The organism is Maribacter antarcticus DSM 21422, assembly GCF_000621125.1.
GTDB lineage: Bacteria > Bacteroidota > Bacteroidia > Flavobacteriales > Flavobacteriaceae > Maribacter > Maribacter antarcticus.
Map to the genome: position 1 here is coordinate 554,677 of NZ_JHZC01000004.1, position 14,797 is coordinate 569,473.

General features: G+C 37.4%; 11 protein-coding genes. 6 read left to right on the forward strand and 5 right to left on the reverse strand.

Going from position 1 to position 14,797, the window contains the following annotated elements:
- Window positions 1-18: 18 nt before the first annotated feature.
- Window positions 19-552 (forward strand): helix-turn-helix domain-containing protein, encoded by a 534-nt coding sequence (locus tag Q360_RS0102425; RefSeq protein ID WP_169734618.1) that lies wholly within the window; start codon window positions 19-21, stop codon window positions 550-552.
- 119 nt (window positions 553-671) lie between these two features.
- Window positions 672-1,331 (forward strand): hypothetical protein, encoded by a 660-nt coding sequence (locus Q360_RS0102430; protein ID WP_027075671.1) that lies wholly within the window; start codon window positions 672-674, stop codon window positions 1,329-1,331.
- 351 nt (window positions 1,332-1,682) lie between these two features.
- Here the strand turns inward: Q360_RS0102430 and Q360_RS0102435 are convergent, their stop codons facing one another.
- Entirely contained in the window at window positions 1,683-2,264 is a 582-nt protein-coding gene (locus tag Q360_RS0102435) for a TetR/AcrR family transcriptional regulator (RefSeq protein WP_027075672.1), read from the reverse strand.
- Between the two features lie 80 nt (window positions 2,265-2,344).
- A complete protein-coding gene (locus Q360_RS0102440; protein ID WP_027075673.1) occupies window positions 2,345-3,100 on the reverse strand; it encodes a glucose 1-dehydrogenase in 756 nt (251 codons plus the stop codon).
- Window positions 3,101-3,589: 489 nt separating this feature from the next.
- On the opposite strand from Q360_RS0102440, the gene Q360_RS0102445 reads away from it, so the two are divergent.
- The 3 genes from Q360_RS0102445 (at window position 3,590) to ggt (ending at window position 7,322) form a co-directional block, all read left to right on the forward strand.
- Complete coding sequence (locus tag Q360_RS0102445; protein ID WP_027075674.1) at window positions 3,590-4,609, forward strand: saccharopine dehydrogenase NADP-binding domain-containing protein; 1,020 nt, start codon at window positions 3,590-3,592, stop codon at window positions 4,607-4,609.
- Window positions 4,610-4,952: 343 nt separating this feature from the next.
- Window positions 4,953-5,246 carry a hypothetical protein gene (locus Q360_RS24360; protein WP_051554531.1) on the forward strand — a complete coding sequence of 98 codons (294 nt, stop codon included), beginning with the start codon at window positions 4,953-4,955 and terminating at the stop codon, window positions 5,244-5,246.
- Window positions 5,247-5,609: 363 nt separating this feature from the next.
- Complete coding sequence (gene ggt, locus Q360_RS0102455) at window positions 5,610-7,322, forward strand: gamma-glutamyltransferase (protein ID WP_027075675.1); 1,713 nt, start codon at window positions 5,610-5,612, stop codon at window positions 7,320-7,322.
- 133 nt (window positions 7,323-7,455) lie between these two features.
- Here the strand turns inward: ggt and Q360_RS0102460 are convergent, their stop codons facing one another.
- From Q360_RS0102460 to Q360_RS0102470, 3 genes are all read right to left on the reverse strand, one after another.
- Window positions 7,456-8,706 carry a metal-dependent hydrolase family protein gene (locus Q360_RS0102460; protein WP_027075676.1) on the reverse strand — a complete coding sequence of 417 codons (1,251 nt, stop codon included), beginning with the start codon at window positions 8,704-8,706 and terminating at the stop codon, window positions 7,456-7,458.
- An 8-nt stretch (window positions 8,707-8,714) separates the two neighbouring features.
- Window positions 8,715-10,115, reverse strand: coding sequence for an amidohydrolase family protein (locus Q360_RS0102465; RefSeq protein ID WP_245603142.1), 1,401 nt, complete (start codon window positions 10,113-10,115; stop codon window positions 8,715-8,717).
- Between the two features lie 68 nt (window positions 10,116-10,183).
- Window positions 10,184-10,951: a CDP-alcohol phosphatidyltransferase family protein gene (locus Q360_RS0102470; protein WP_027075678.1), complete on the reverse strand. Its 768-nt coding sequence runs from the start codon at window positions 10,949-10,951 to the stop codon at window positions 10,184-10,186.
- Window positions 10,952-11,215: 264 nt separating this feature from the next.
- Between Q360_RS0102470 and Q360_RS22070 the strand changes: the two genes are divergently transcribed.
- The gene (locus Q360_RS22070; RefSeq protein ID WP_084273340.1) at window positions 11,216-14,611 is read left to right on the forward strand and encodes a ThuA domain-containing protein; all 3,396 of its coding nucleotides are present in this window, start codon (window positions 11,216-11,218) and stop codon (window positions 14,609-14,611) included.
- Window positions 14,612-14,797 lie beyond the last annotated feature (186 nt).

Below are 14,797 nucleotides of genomic sequence, written 5' to 3' on the forward strand. Positions count from 1 at the left end.
AGTCAAAACTTAGGCCTTTTGCCCATAGGAATCAATCAAATTTTCGGAATAGTATATGGCATTTTGGTCTGTTCCGTATTTTACTTGAACTATCAAGGAATCCAACACTACACCCAATCACCAGTATATCCTTCAAAAGAAAATGATGCTACAGCTCGCACTGCTGTAGCGGTTGCAAAGCAGCATGTAAATAATGACGCAACTAATACGCGTCTACTTAATAAAGAGGAAAAAGTGCTGGAGACTGAAATAATTTCTCTTATTGAAAGAGAAAATCTTTATTTAGAACCCACAAGTAATTTAGAGAATTTAGCCACACGACTAGGAAAGAGCAGGCATCAAATTTCAAAAATAATTAACGTAAAAGAAGATTGGTCTTTTTATGATTTAATTAATGGGTATCGCGTCAAGCATCTTCAAAAAATGCTGTATGACCCGAAAAATAGCCGGTTCACAATTCTTTCTTTAGGGCTTGAAAGCGGGTTTAACTCGAAGGCTACATTAAACCGTATTTTTAAAAACACCACAGGCTTAACCCTAGAGAATACCTAAACACGAAGTCTCAATCTATCGCATAGTGCTACAAATAAGTCTCATTGGATAGCATGAGTCGACCAGTTATAGTTTTCAAAATAAATTTGCATTAAATATTAATTTGAAAACTTATTTATATGAAAACCTTTAAACTTTTAGTATTCGTCTTTTTAATTGTATCCCAAACAACATCTTTAGCTCAAGAGTGGAAGACCGACAGAAAAATCAATGTTTTATTTGGCTTAACACAGCCCTTGCTTGTTGATGGATTCAATATTGAGGGAAATTACATCCACAATCGGCTAATTTTTGATTATTCTCATGGTGTATCATTAGATTTCTCTGGGAGTAGTACTACAACAGAATTGGAAATGCAAGGAGTCACAGTTCACATGCCTTGGACAACAGGATTTGGTGTAGGTTACCGACTAAACGAATGGCTTAATATTCGCGTTGAACCTAATTGGCATAGATTCGAATTCTATTATGAAGGAGAAAGTCAAACCAGTTTGAATGAAATAGACTCTTACAATACCTTTAGCTTAGGATTGGGACTATATGGTAATTTCCAGCCTTTTAAAAATAGTACTTCTTTTATAAAAGGTATTATGGTTACACCAAGTATACGCTTTTGGCCTACAGTTTCCTCATCATTAGACGGTGATTCCTTCACTTACAATAATAAAAACACGGGTGCTATGGAAACAATTGAAGTACTAGATTCTGATGTTGCATTCACCCCTTTTATTTTTAACGTAAGTATCGGATATTCTTTTGACCTTAAAAAGAAGAAATAATACCGGTAAGCATAATTGGGAATTAAGAATCAACAAACGTTTAAATTAGAGTCCTTAGTTGAGTATGCAATAAGGACTCTAATTGAGCGCTTCAAAAAGTACCCGAACCAAGGCATACATGCGTTAAGAAGAAAACCAATATTTTTTGGGATGTTTCACTTTGACCTTAGCTTTTAAAATATAAAAATGGCAACTAAAAATAAACGCCAGTGGCGAACATTATTTATCGTTGATGGCGCTTTATTTTGAAATGAAATAGTGTAACAATTAATACATAATTACTAAACGGAAAGTTAAGTATTACAAAATCTGCCACTAACCATACATCAAAGGTTAGGACGTGACATTTGGTCAATCTAACAATGACAATGCAATATTTATAGCATCGGTCGATTCTTTTTTATCAGGACGAATTTTAGAAACAACGCGAATACCATTGTATATGGTATAAAAAAGAGTTGCAAGGGATTTTAAATCTAGCGTTGTATTTAATTGACCACTTTCTTGACCTTTTCTAAGATAATTATAGAATACCTTTTCAAAATCTCGTTTGTTTTTTTCTAAAATTATTAAAAGACTTTTGTCGTTTGGAATAAGCTCTGTTGTACTATTTACAACAAAGCAACCTTTGTTATCTTCATCTAGTATGTCATTTTGAATAGACGTATGAAAAAGTTCTGAGAATCCAATCTTTACATCCGGTCGAGTTTCAAAAAAATGCATGACTCCTTCAAGATTTGTCTTCCGGTAAAGCGCAAACGACTTTTTAAAAAGTTGGTTTTTGTCTCCAAAAGTATCATAAAGACTTGCTCTATTAATACCCAAATGGCTAACTAAATCTTGGACAGAAGTTGCTGAATAGCCTTGTTTCCAAAACAAATTCATTGCTTTGGTCAAGACTTCATTTTCATCAAATAACTTTACTCTTGGCATACGAAAATATTTGTGGAAGCATTAAAGACTTCCACAAATATAATCTATTGGAACATTCATTCCAAATATTGCTAAAAAAATTAACTCAACAGTGGATTAATAATTATTCCACCATCTATATTGTACTCACTACCTGTAATGAAAGAAGCGTCATCAGATGCTAAAAACGAAACCAATTTAGCAATATCTTCAGGTTGACCAAATCTCTTCAGCGGAATACGATTTTGCAACGCTTCTGCAAATCCATTTAATTGTTCTTCTTCCATGCCTGTTTTACTATAAATTGGTGTTGAAACTGGGCCTGGATTTACAGAATTGACACGAATTTTTCTCGGTGCTAGTTCTGTTGCAGCAGTTCGAGTATAGGAATTTAAAGCGGCTTTAGAAGCGGCATAAACTGCCGTATTTGGCATTCCTGTATAAGCATTTATAGAACCTAGATTAATTATTGATGCACCGTCATTTAGTATTGGCAGAAACTTTTCAGTTGTAAAGAAGGCACCTTTAAAATTAATCCCCATTTGATGGTCAAACATTTCTTCAGTTATTTGTCCGATTGGAGCAGCTTGAAAAATACCAGCATTTACGAATAGAACGTCAACTTTTCCAAATTCTTTTTTTACTTGTTCAACCAAATCTTCGATTGCTAAAATGCTTTCTACGTCTGCAACAATTCCTTTTACACCTAGTTCTTGAGCTGCCTTTTCAACTTTTTCCGAATTTCTTCCTGTGATTACAACAGTTGCACCTTCACTTTTTAATTCTTTGGCAGAAGCATAACCAATTCCACTATTACCACCTGTAACAACGGCAATTTTTCCATTTAATTTACTCATCTTTTCTATTTTTAATTTGTTAATTATATTAGAACGTTCGTTCTGTTATACAAACATACGAATACTAGAATGATTATTCCAAATAAAATATTGAATTTTTTTAAAAAATATTAAAACATGTGCTCACAGAGAACTCCAGCAAAAAATGATAGAATTTATATGATAGTACTTTGAGTCTTCCTTTACCATTTTAATCCGTATTCCACATCAGCCAATACTTGTTGTAATAGTTTGTTTCAAACTGCCATTAATGCTCATTTTGCCCTCTTTCAATTTGCGACCAAACTACGGAGGTGAAAAGTAACTCCTTCCTACACTGGCATCGGATACCAAGTTTTTAGCCTCATAGATTTAAGTAACAGCAGGGTCCTTAATGTACTAAGACCAATTAGCCGCATTAGAAAGGAATTTACTTTTTGGACATTTGTCCTATAACAAGCGTCAATAGCGTCTTAATTTTGCTCATGTTAATTTAAGAAACAAAAAAAGATGAGTACTACTATTTTAATTATAGGCGGAACTGGTTTGATAGGAAAAACCATTCATAATATGCTTTCCAAAAGAGATTCACAGTTAAAAATACTAATTGGAACACGAAAAAAAGACTCAATACCAAATCACATCCAGTTAGATGTAAATGACTTTGAATCATTTGAATCATTGAAAAAACATGCTATAACTATAATTATCGTTTGCACAAAAGACGCAAATAATCATGTTATGAATTACGCTATAAAACATAAAATTGATTATACCGATATTACAAAACCTTCAAATGAGTTATTAAAGGCTCATGAGAGCATTAAAAATAATTTAATAGATAGTAAAATTGTGTTTAGTTCGGGTTGGATGGGAGGCATTGCACCATCATTACTCTATTCTACCGGTGTATTGGCAAAAGACATACAAAGTGTTAAAATGATGGTGTACTACTCTACTAAAGATAAAGCAGGCAGTAGTTCAGCAGATTTTATGGCTCATAATGTGAGTAAACCATTTTTCTTTTATCAAAATAATTTAGCTAAGAAAACAAAACATTTTTTAGATGGAGAGGATACTAAATTTGACTTTGATAATCAAAAAAGAACAGTATCTGACTTTGATATTCCAGATTTGTATATTTTTAATCAAATAGAACACATTCCAAATGTAAGAGCCAAAATGATATTTGATTCTAAAATAGTTACAGCCATATTGCCATTCATGCAAAAAATAGGATTTTTTAAAATGTTAAACTTTAGAGAAAAGAAATGGATTTTTGGTGGTAGTGGAAATGGTGATATTTCATCATTTGAAATTATATATACTGACAATGGGTCAAAAGAAAAGAAAATAGTTTTGAAATGTGAAGCGGGTCAATCAGAACTTACTGCTTTTTCAACAGTGCTTCATGTTGAAAAAATGCTAGAAAATTCAAGCCAAAAGGGTATTTATTTTAGTCACCAGTTGCATGAACCTAAGAAATTTATTGATGCACTAACTTCAAATAAATCAATAGTAGTTCACTAGTTTATGATGAGATATATTTTAATTATTTAAGGTTGTCTAAAAAAAGACAGGCGTAATTTTATATGTAAATAAAACCGAAACTTAGTGCTTTTCCCTTGCACTAAGTTCTTTAAATTAGCGTTTGGTAACCCTATAAAATGAACCATAGCTACTATTTAAAATCTAATAAAGAACATAACCATATTCAATTGAAAATTGGGGCTGCCGCTTTCGTTTTGAATTTGATGGTTTTAGTAGTATCATTTTGGAGGGGTTATTACTTTTTTATTTTTCTTTCAATACGTGTAACTGGTTCTATAATTGCCCCCTTTTTTGATATTCCAGCCCTTAAAAAAATGGTAAATTGATTTACTATTCTTCTCTTTTTATTACCGAAAAAGAGCAAAAAGGAATCATCAAAATTCATGGCGGTTCATTGTTTGATTATGTTTTTGTGTTAGACAAAACATTAAGTGGAAAGCAGAGAACCAATTTTATACTTCAAAAGTATTTAGAAGGACTTTTGAATTTAATAGATGTCTGTGAAAAAGATGGTAATACGCTAGTCAAAATTAAGGGAACGACCTATATTTTAAATGAACGAACGGCTAATAAAATTGGATTCAATAGCATCAAAACTGACATTATTCAAAACTAATCTTGACATACAATTATGTAAATGTCTTGATCTCAAATTCTATTGCGAAAAGAAAAATATCATTCCCAAAAATGAATACTATTAAAACGTTTGAAAGTACCATAGTGGCAGTAATTAAACGAAGAGCATTCATGGAAGGATAGAATGATAAATTAAAAAAGACTATTGCTAAAAAGGAATAACAATAATAAGGGTGAAGTACCTTACCGAAAAGTCACTCTATGTTAACAAAGCCCGCCAAACATAAAATTTGGCGGTTTGAATAAAATCAACCTTAAAATTGTAAGTTTGACTAAGGGCTAAACCGAAAAGCAAGAGCGGTTCAGTCCCCTACTTTTCATATACGAACCGTTATCTAGAATTATGAAATACACCTATCTATTTAGTATCGCCTTATTATTAGTTTCTCTTAACGCTACTGATGTTAGTGGTCAAACGTATGCCCGAAATGGTCTTGTTGCTTCAAGCAGTAAAATAGCATCAGAAGTAGGAATCGATATCTTAAAAAAAGGAGGTAATGCTATTGATGCTTCTGTTGCAACTGCCTTTGTATTAGCTGTAACACATCCATCGGCTGGAAATATTGGCGGAGGTGGATTTCTAGTGTTTATGGATGCTACAGGAAGTGCAACCACCATCGATTTTCGGGAAAAAGCACCTCTAAAAGCATCTCCAGAGATGTTTCTTGATAAAGCCGGAAACCTTGCAAAGGGGCTTAATCATACTGGAAGAGAAACAACAATCAATCACATTGGGGCAAAGTCCATAGGGGTTCCTGGTACCGTAGCGGGTCTGTATCTTGCTCATCAAAAATATGGCAGTCTACCTTGGGCAGATTTGGTTCAGCCGGCCATTGAAATAGCAGAAGACGGTTTTCTTCTAACTTGGAGTTTATTTGAACGAGAAACTAATTTTGAGGCCAATTCACCTATTCCATTTTTAAAAGCGTACTTCAGAAAGGACGGTGGTGAGCTCACACAGTTTGGAGAACTTTGGAAACAACCTGAGTTGGCTAATACGCTATCAGAAATTAGAGATCATGGTAAGGATGGTTTTTACAAAGGGGTGGTCGCAAAAGAAATAGTAAAATTCATGAAGGAGAATGGTGGTATCATAAGCCTTAAAGACCTTAAGCGTTATACAGCCGTAGAAAGGAAACCTCTAAAAGGAACTTATAAAGACTACGACATCTACTCCATGGCACCACCAAGCTCAGGAGGTGTTGCCCTTATTGAAATGATGAATCTCATGGAATTAGCAGACCTAGATGCCATCGAATTCAACTCTACCGCCTATGTTCATCTGCTAGCCGAAGTCATGCGGAGAGCTTTTGCAGATAGAGCAGAACATTTGGGGGATGCAGATTTTAATGAAGATATTCCCTTAGATAAGCTTACTTCTAAAGCATTTGCTAAAATGAGATTTGAAAATATTGATATGGCTAAGGCATCTGTGAGCGACGCTACTAAATTTGGACAGCTATATGATGGGAGTAGTACCACGCATTTTTCTGTGGCTGATGCATACGGCAATGCGGTATCATTAACCTACACTCTAGAAAATAGCTATGGCTCAGGCATGGGTTCAGATAAGCTGGGTTTTATATTTAACAATGAAATGGGTGATTTTAATCCCGTGCCTGGCAACACTTCTACCACGGGCCAAATTGGAACAAATCCGAACCTCATCCAACCTGAAAAAAGGATGCTTTCAAGCATGACACCTACTATCGTGGCGAAAGATGGCAAGCCGTATCTTATCATTGGTAGTCCAGGAGGACGAACCATTATTAACACCGTTTTCCAAACTGTGTTAAATGTTATAGACTATGATATGCAAGTTGATAAGGCTATTGAAGCCATGAAAATTCATCATTCTTGGTTGCCGGATAGCATAATGTATGAAAGAGATTTATTATCTCCTGATACTAGAAAAGCACTAGAAGCTATGAATCATAAGTTAATCCCTGTAAATAGATTGGGTGCGTTGATGGGAATTCAAATCGATGTAAAAAACAATATCATGATAGGAGCTTCCGATTCTTCAAGTCCGGACGGGGCTGCGATAGGATATTAACTATTTCTAACCACCCCAGACTGCATTCAAACGTAATTTAGCGCAACGTTTTACTTCATTGCAAAGAACTAAGATTCTTTAGAAAAATACGATAGTATGTGTTGCCCCAGAATACCTCTGGTTAATGGTATCGTTAGGGTCTTTTGTAAATAACCCCATCTTTCATAACAAAAGGAACTTCTTTCATAGCGGAAATATCTTTTAATGGGTTGCCCTTTACGGCGATAATATCAGCCAGGTATCCTTTCTCTAGTTTTCCTAATTGGTTAAGATGGAAGGTTTTTGCATTTCCAGCCGTTGCCGATTTAAGCACTTCCAAGGGCTGCATACCATAGGCTACCATAAGTTCCATTTCTCGGTAGTTTTCTCCGTGTGGAAAAACACCTACATCACCTCCAAAAACAACGTTCACACCAGAATCTAAGGCTAGTTGAAAAGACTTTTTTTTATTCTTGATGCGTTCAGGATCAGAGTCAATTCCCTTTTTCCAACCACCATATCGGGTAATGGCATCGCCTGCCGCCAAAGTAGGGCAGTAGCCTATGCCTTTTTCTTTCATTAATTTAAAAATCTCTAACGTACCTCCATCGCCATGTTCAATAGTCTCTACGCCAGCGGCTATAGCTCTTTTCATGCCTTCTGGGGTACTCGCGTGGGCCACTACATATTTGCCTGCACTACTAGCGGTTGCTACCATAGCATCCAGCTCTTGTTGTAAAAAGGTTGGTTGGGAGTCGGCACCTGGTGTCCATCGATAGTCAGCGTATACCTTAATCAAATCTACACCATTGCCCATTTGTCTTCGAACGGTTTCAATAAGAGGTGCTTCTCCGCTGGCCGGTTCTGCACCCAAAGGAACAGTTACCGCGTCATGAAAACCCTTTGGGCCGTAGGCGCCCGTAGCCACGATTGCTGGCCCAGCCACTAATAATCTAGGACCAGGGATGATACCATTATCTATGGTTTTCTTTAAATATACATCGGTGTAACCCGCTCCTTCAGCACCTAAGTCACGCATGGTAGTGATTCCCGCTTGTAAGGATTTTTGGGCATGTACCGTTCCTCTAATGGCACGCTCTACGGGTGATTCTTTAAGCACTTGATCGTTCCATGAGGTTTCGTTGTACGGGTGTAGTAACAAATGGGAGTGCCCTTCGATAATACCAGGCATCAACGTTGTCCCGTCAAGGCGAAGGGTCTTGGTATTCTTAGGTACTTTTAAACCCGATAAAGGGCCAGCATATGTAATGCTGTTATGCTCTACAAGAACTACCCAATTTGTATGTAGCTCGCTACCGTCGAACACGTGTTCTGGTTGCAGTACCGTTTGGGCATTACTAAGTTGGAAAACCAAAAATGCCCCTACTAAAAGTAATTTGTTCATGTGCTGCTTTAATTGTTATCGTTGGCTAAAGATTCTAGTTGTTTGTTCAGGTTGTTGATTTCCCAAACGGCACCTTCTTTAATGACCATGCGTATGTTCTGAGTCTGAGAAATATCATCAAGAGGATTTCCGTTTAAAATAACGATGTCTGCTATATTGTTCGCTTTCAACTGTCCATAATCAGTATCCTTTTTTAGGAATCGGGCGCCATTATAGGCTGAGGTTTTTAGCGCTTCCAAAGGAGATATTCCTGTTTTGACCAACTGCTCCAGTTCTTTATGTAATGAAATGCCGGGATAGGTATACGAATTAAAAGCACCACTGTCAGAACCTGCTAAAAGTCCAACACCGGAATCATGAAGAGATTTTGTGAGTACACCAAAAAACTGTTGTAGCGCCTTGCGGTCCCTTGTTTGTTCTTCACTCGCATTTAATGCACGTTGTATCCTTCCTGCGTAGGTTTTTACAATATCAGTATCCATGTATTTTAAATAGGCATCGTTTTGGTGGTTTGTTTCGTCCAGATAGCTCAACGTTTCCCCAATGTGTAGCGTGGGTACAACATAAACATCATGATTCTTTAGATTTGCAAAGGTTTTTTGAGCTACACTATCCGTATAACCAGCCATCAGTAAAGGCATGGCATCCCAAAAACCGATTTCTTTGCGGACTAACTGTGATGTAATAGCTGCTTCATTGGCAGCGCAGCCCTTCATGATGTAATATAAATGCTCAACCGCATCTACTCCCGCAGAAATAGTTGCATCCAAGGTAACGGTAAAGGGCATGTGTCCAGACGTAATTAAACCACGTTCCTCGGCTGCTTTAATGGTATTCAGATAGTTTTCTCCCGTAATACGGCTATCGTACAATTTCACAAAATCAACTTGTAAACTTTGAAGTGAATCCAAGGCTATAGCGATATCACTCTTGTTAGTGACCTCCAAAGAACCAGCCCACGTGCCATTTGGTCCGTCTATCTTTGGTCCAGATGTGAATATGGTGGGTCCAATGAGGTCACCAGATGCTATACTGTCCCGCCATGCCATTACAGCAGCAGTTAAATCTCCGCCTGCGTCCCGTACCGTAGTTATACCATTGGTAATATATAATTTAAGAAAATCCCTATTGGCTTTTAGTAGTGAATCTCCACCTCTAAAATGAACATGATTATCCCAAAAACCAGGTAAGATATACTGGTCGGTTACATCGATTACTTTGGTCGCAGCTATATGTTCAGCATCGTTTGGAATCACGAGTTTTTCAATTATTCCATCCTTTATAAAAATATCTTTAACACTAACAATGCCGGTTTCAAGGTCAATAACATTTCCGTTTTTTAAAATGACATCATAAGCGATAGCGTGGTCCTCTTTGCAGCTAAAAAAAGACATTATCACGAAAAGCATACTCATACAAAAAAAAGAAAAACGACCCATAAATTCAGCTAAAAGTTAGACCGGAAAGGTAAAAAAAATTACCGATTTATAATTCTTCTAATGCCTATAAAAATTAGAATAAATGCGGAATAACCTATAAAGAAAGGGATAATATACTGATCAAGGCCTAGCACCAGCATAACACCAATAATCAGTAACTGGAAACCTAGTCCAAAGGTAGATACTGCTGTCATTAACCATCCTGGAAGATGACTACCATCCGCTGCTTTGCCGTCCAAAGAATAAATGATACGGTCAAATACCCCGTATAGAACCGTGTATAGCGAAAATAAGATATTCACATTACGTTGACTTTCACCCTTAAGTGCCTTTGGTGTCATCGTCTCAAATACTCTACTCGTAGTATCGCCTTGGTGTTTATTTCTTAGGATTACATAGTAATAGTTATACAAGGTGCCTTGGAGTTGTATGCCAAAAAATGCCAGTAAAGTTAACCATATAGAGCCTTCAGTTACGTACCAGATGGTTATTAATATCAGTAGGTTTAGAATGATGTCGGAAACTGAATCTAGGTATCTACCGGTATGTGATGGGGTGTTTTTTACCCGTGCCAATTCGCCATCGGCAGCATCCAGAACAGATTTTAATACTAAGAAGAACAAGGTAGACCAATAATATTGGTTCAAAAGACACGCAATAGCTATTAACCCGGCTATTACAAACATAATAGTTACGTGGATAGGTGTAAAAGAGGTGTGTTTAAGGGTTTTTGCAATAACTTTTGCAATAGGTCTACCGTAATCCGATAAATCCAAGAATTGATGTTCCTTGGGTAATTTTGACATGCGATTTGTACCTGACCGGAAAACCAATAACGGAAACACGCTAGCTTGGTACACCTTTCAAATACGCGGCAAAAATAAGACTAATTTTACAACTTGCTAACATTGAAATCCGAATGATTTTTGGTCATATGTTCGGAAGTTTGGACTCGGTTGGTTTTTATTGTTTTACACAAAATTTAAGTTGTAAGGTATAAACTGTTGCTAATTGTATTTCCAATGTGTAGTTTTAAACCTTGTTTACTAATTATTATGAAGTTGCCTCGCATGAAAAAGAGTTTTTCTTTTGTTATCCTATGTATCGTATTTATGGTTTTTTCCTGCACCAGCAAGAGAGAAGGAACTCCCAAGGTTTTGGTATTTTCTAAAACAATGGGTTTTAAGCATGCATCTATTCCATTAGGAATTGAAGCTATACATCAGCTCGGAACCGAACATGGATTTGTTGTTGATACGACCAAGAATGCAAACCTATTTACGGAAGAAAATTTAAAACAGTATTCGGCCATTATTTTTATGAGTACCACGGGTAACGTTTTAAACCATTATCAAGAGGCCGCTTTCGAAAGGTATATTCAAGCTGGTGGTGGCTTTGTTGGCGTCCATGCCGCTGCAGATACCGAGTATGATTGGGGTTGGTATACGAAACTGGTAGGAGCACAATTTTTGAGCCACCCAAATGGAACACCCGAGGCTGATTTTCTTATTCAGGACAATAGCTTTATTGCTACGAAACATTTTACCGAAAAGGTTTGGCACAGACCAGATGAAATTTACAACTACAAAAACATCAATCCAGACCTAAACGTTTTAATGACCGTGGATGAGTCTACCTATGAAGGTGGTGAAAATGGGGAAAATCATCCGTTTGCATGGTACCATCAGTTTGATGGTGGACGGGCGTTTTATACTGGCGCAGGTCATACGGATGAAAGTTATACCGAAACTATTTTCTTGAATCATCTACTAGGTGGAATTCAATATGCCATAGGTGAAAATGAAAAGCTCGACTATGCTAAGGCTTCCTCTCAAATACCACCGGAAATAGACCGTTTTTCAAAAATCACCTTATCTGAAGGAGAATTATTTGAGCCCACAGAAATGACTATTCTTCCGAATAGCGATGTGCTTATCGCACAGCGTAGGGGAGAGGTTGTGCTTTATAACGACGCTACTAAGCAGATTATCGAGGTGGCTAAATTAGACGTGTATCACAAAACATTGAATACGCCGGGCGTTAATGCAGAAGAGGGGCTCATGGGCATACAGAAAGACCCTAATTACGCAACAAACAATTGGGTTTATCTATATTATGCGCCCACTGGAGAAGCTGAGATAAACCGTTTATCCCGTTTTACATTTACCGAAGGTGTTTTCGATATGGCATCAGAACAGGTGATTTTAGATGTTGAAAGTCAGCGCGAAATCTGTTGTCATACGGGTGGTTCTATTGCATTTGGACCAGATAATATGTTGTATTTATCGACAGGTGATAATTCAACTCCGTTTAACGAAAAAGGGGCTAAGTATGTACATAGTGGCTATGCGCCTTTGAACGATTTACCGGGTCATCAGCAGTATGATGCGAGAAGATCTTCTGGAAACACGAATGATCTTAGGGGTAAAATTCTGAGGATAAAAGTAAATGAAGATGGCGGTTATGATATACCAGAAGGAAATTTATTCGCTGTAGGTACGGACAAGACAAGGCCGGAAATTTATACCATGGGACATCGTAATCCATACCGTATATCCGTTGATAGCAAGCGAGGGTATGTGTATTGGGGAGATGTTGGACCAGACGCAAGGGCAGATAGTTTAGCTACAAGAGGTCCTAGAGGGTATGACGAAATGAATCAGGCGCGGGAAGCGGGTAACTTTGGATGGCCATTATTTATTGGTGATAATAAGCCATACCGTGCTTATAATTACGAGACAGGCGAGTCTGGGGATGCTTTTGACCCTGAAAAACCGATAAACAATTCCAAGTACAATACGGGTTTAACAGCGTTACCAAAGGCGATGCCTGCATATGCGTTCTATCCTTACGCAGCGTCTCAGGATTACCCCCAGCTAGGGACAGGTGGTAGAAACGCAATGGCGGGTCCTACCTACTATTCCGATTTGTACCAAGGTGACGAAAAGCTACCGAGCTACTATGATGGGAAAGTTATTATCTACGATTGGATGCGTGGCTGGATGAAGGCAATTCATTTAAACGAAGATGGTAGCTATACTAAAATGGAGCCCTTTGCGTCGGATATCGATTTAAATAGTTTAATAGATATAGAAGTAGGCCCTAACGGTAAAATTTACTTGCTTGAATATGGGAGTGGTTGGTTTGCTAAAAATGCTGATTCTGGTTTAGGTTTTATTCAATATAATGGTGGTAATAGACCTCCGTTGATAGATAATTTAATCGTAGACACTACCTCTGGCCAACTACCACTAGCTGTAACCGCTACTGTTACGGCAAGGGATCGTGAAAAAGATGCTTTGACTTATACATGGAATTTAGGTGACGGGGACACCAAAGAAACCACAATACCAGAAATTTCGTATACCTATACCAATGCGGGGGACTATAAGATTAGCGTGGAAATTAAGGATACTGCGGGCGAGTCTGCAAAAAGTAATGTGGTCACTGTTGTTGCTGGTAATTCTAGGCCGGAAGTAACTATTGATATTACGGGTGTAAATTCTTCTTTCTTTATTCCTGGGCAAGACGTTCAATATGCAGTAAGCGTTACGGACATAGATGGTGACGGCGTTGTTAATGAAGATAATATTTTTGTGAGTGTAGATTATTTGGAAGGAATGGACAAAGTGGCCATGTCATTAGGACATCAACAAGTGTCTGCTGCAGTAACGGGAAAAGCGCTTACGCAGTCCATGGATTGTAAAACCTGTCATAAAGAATTAGAAGCTTCAATAGGACCAAATTATATGGACATCGCTAAGAAATATATGGAGCAAAAAGATGCCATAACCTACTTAAAAAAGAAAATTGTTGCTGGTGGTACTGGGGTTTGGGGTGAGATTATGATGCCTGCACATCCTGATGTTACTTCGGATGAATCCAGACAAATAGCCATGTATATTCAATCCTTGGTTGCTGATAAGACAAAGAAACTATCATTGCCGGTAAAGGGGAGGCTACGACCCGAGACTAAAAATCCTGGAGAAATGATGGTAATTACAGCTAGCTATACAGATGAAGGTGCCGAAGGTGTAATACCGCTAACAGGTGTTAAATCGGTAGCATTGTCTAGTAACACTATTGGATTTTCAGAAGCTACTAAAACCATGGATATGGCGGCCGTTACCTATGGTGGACAAGATTTACTATTGCTTGCAGGTGAAAAAGGATGGTTTGAAATTGAATCCGTAGACCTTACAGGAGTTAATATGATTGTACTGGGTGCCGGATGGCAAGAAGCACCAAAAGTGGTGTACAACTTTGATGTCCGTTTGGATACCCCTGATGGTGAAATTATTGGAAAGGGGTCATTAGCGGTTCAATCTCCGGATACCCAAGGTGGGGCAATAGTTATGCCTTTAACTGCAAAATCAAATGGGAAGCACAAACTATATGTAACAGGAGCTGTAGAAGCGGGTGGCAAACCGTCTATGCTAGCTATTGTAAATGCAACATTTAATTAATCTATTTCTTTTTTTAGATAGTAAAGCCCGTTTTCAAACGGGCTTTTTATATTCTTAAGTTTTTTGGATAGGTGCTGTTTTAACATACTAATTCTTGATTATGCTAAATCGTGCTGAATATTTTAATGACTTCAAAATTGTTATTAGTCGAATTTTATTTATGTTCATTGTATTTTGTTGTTATTT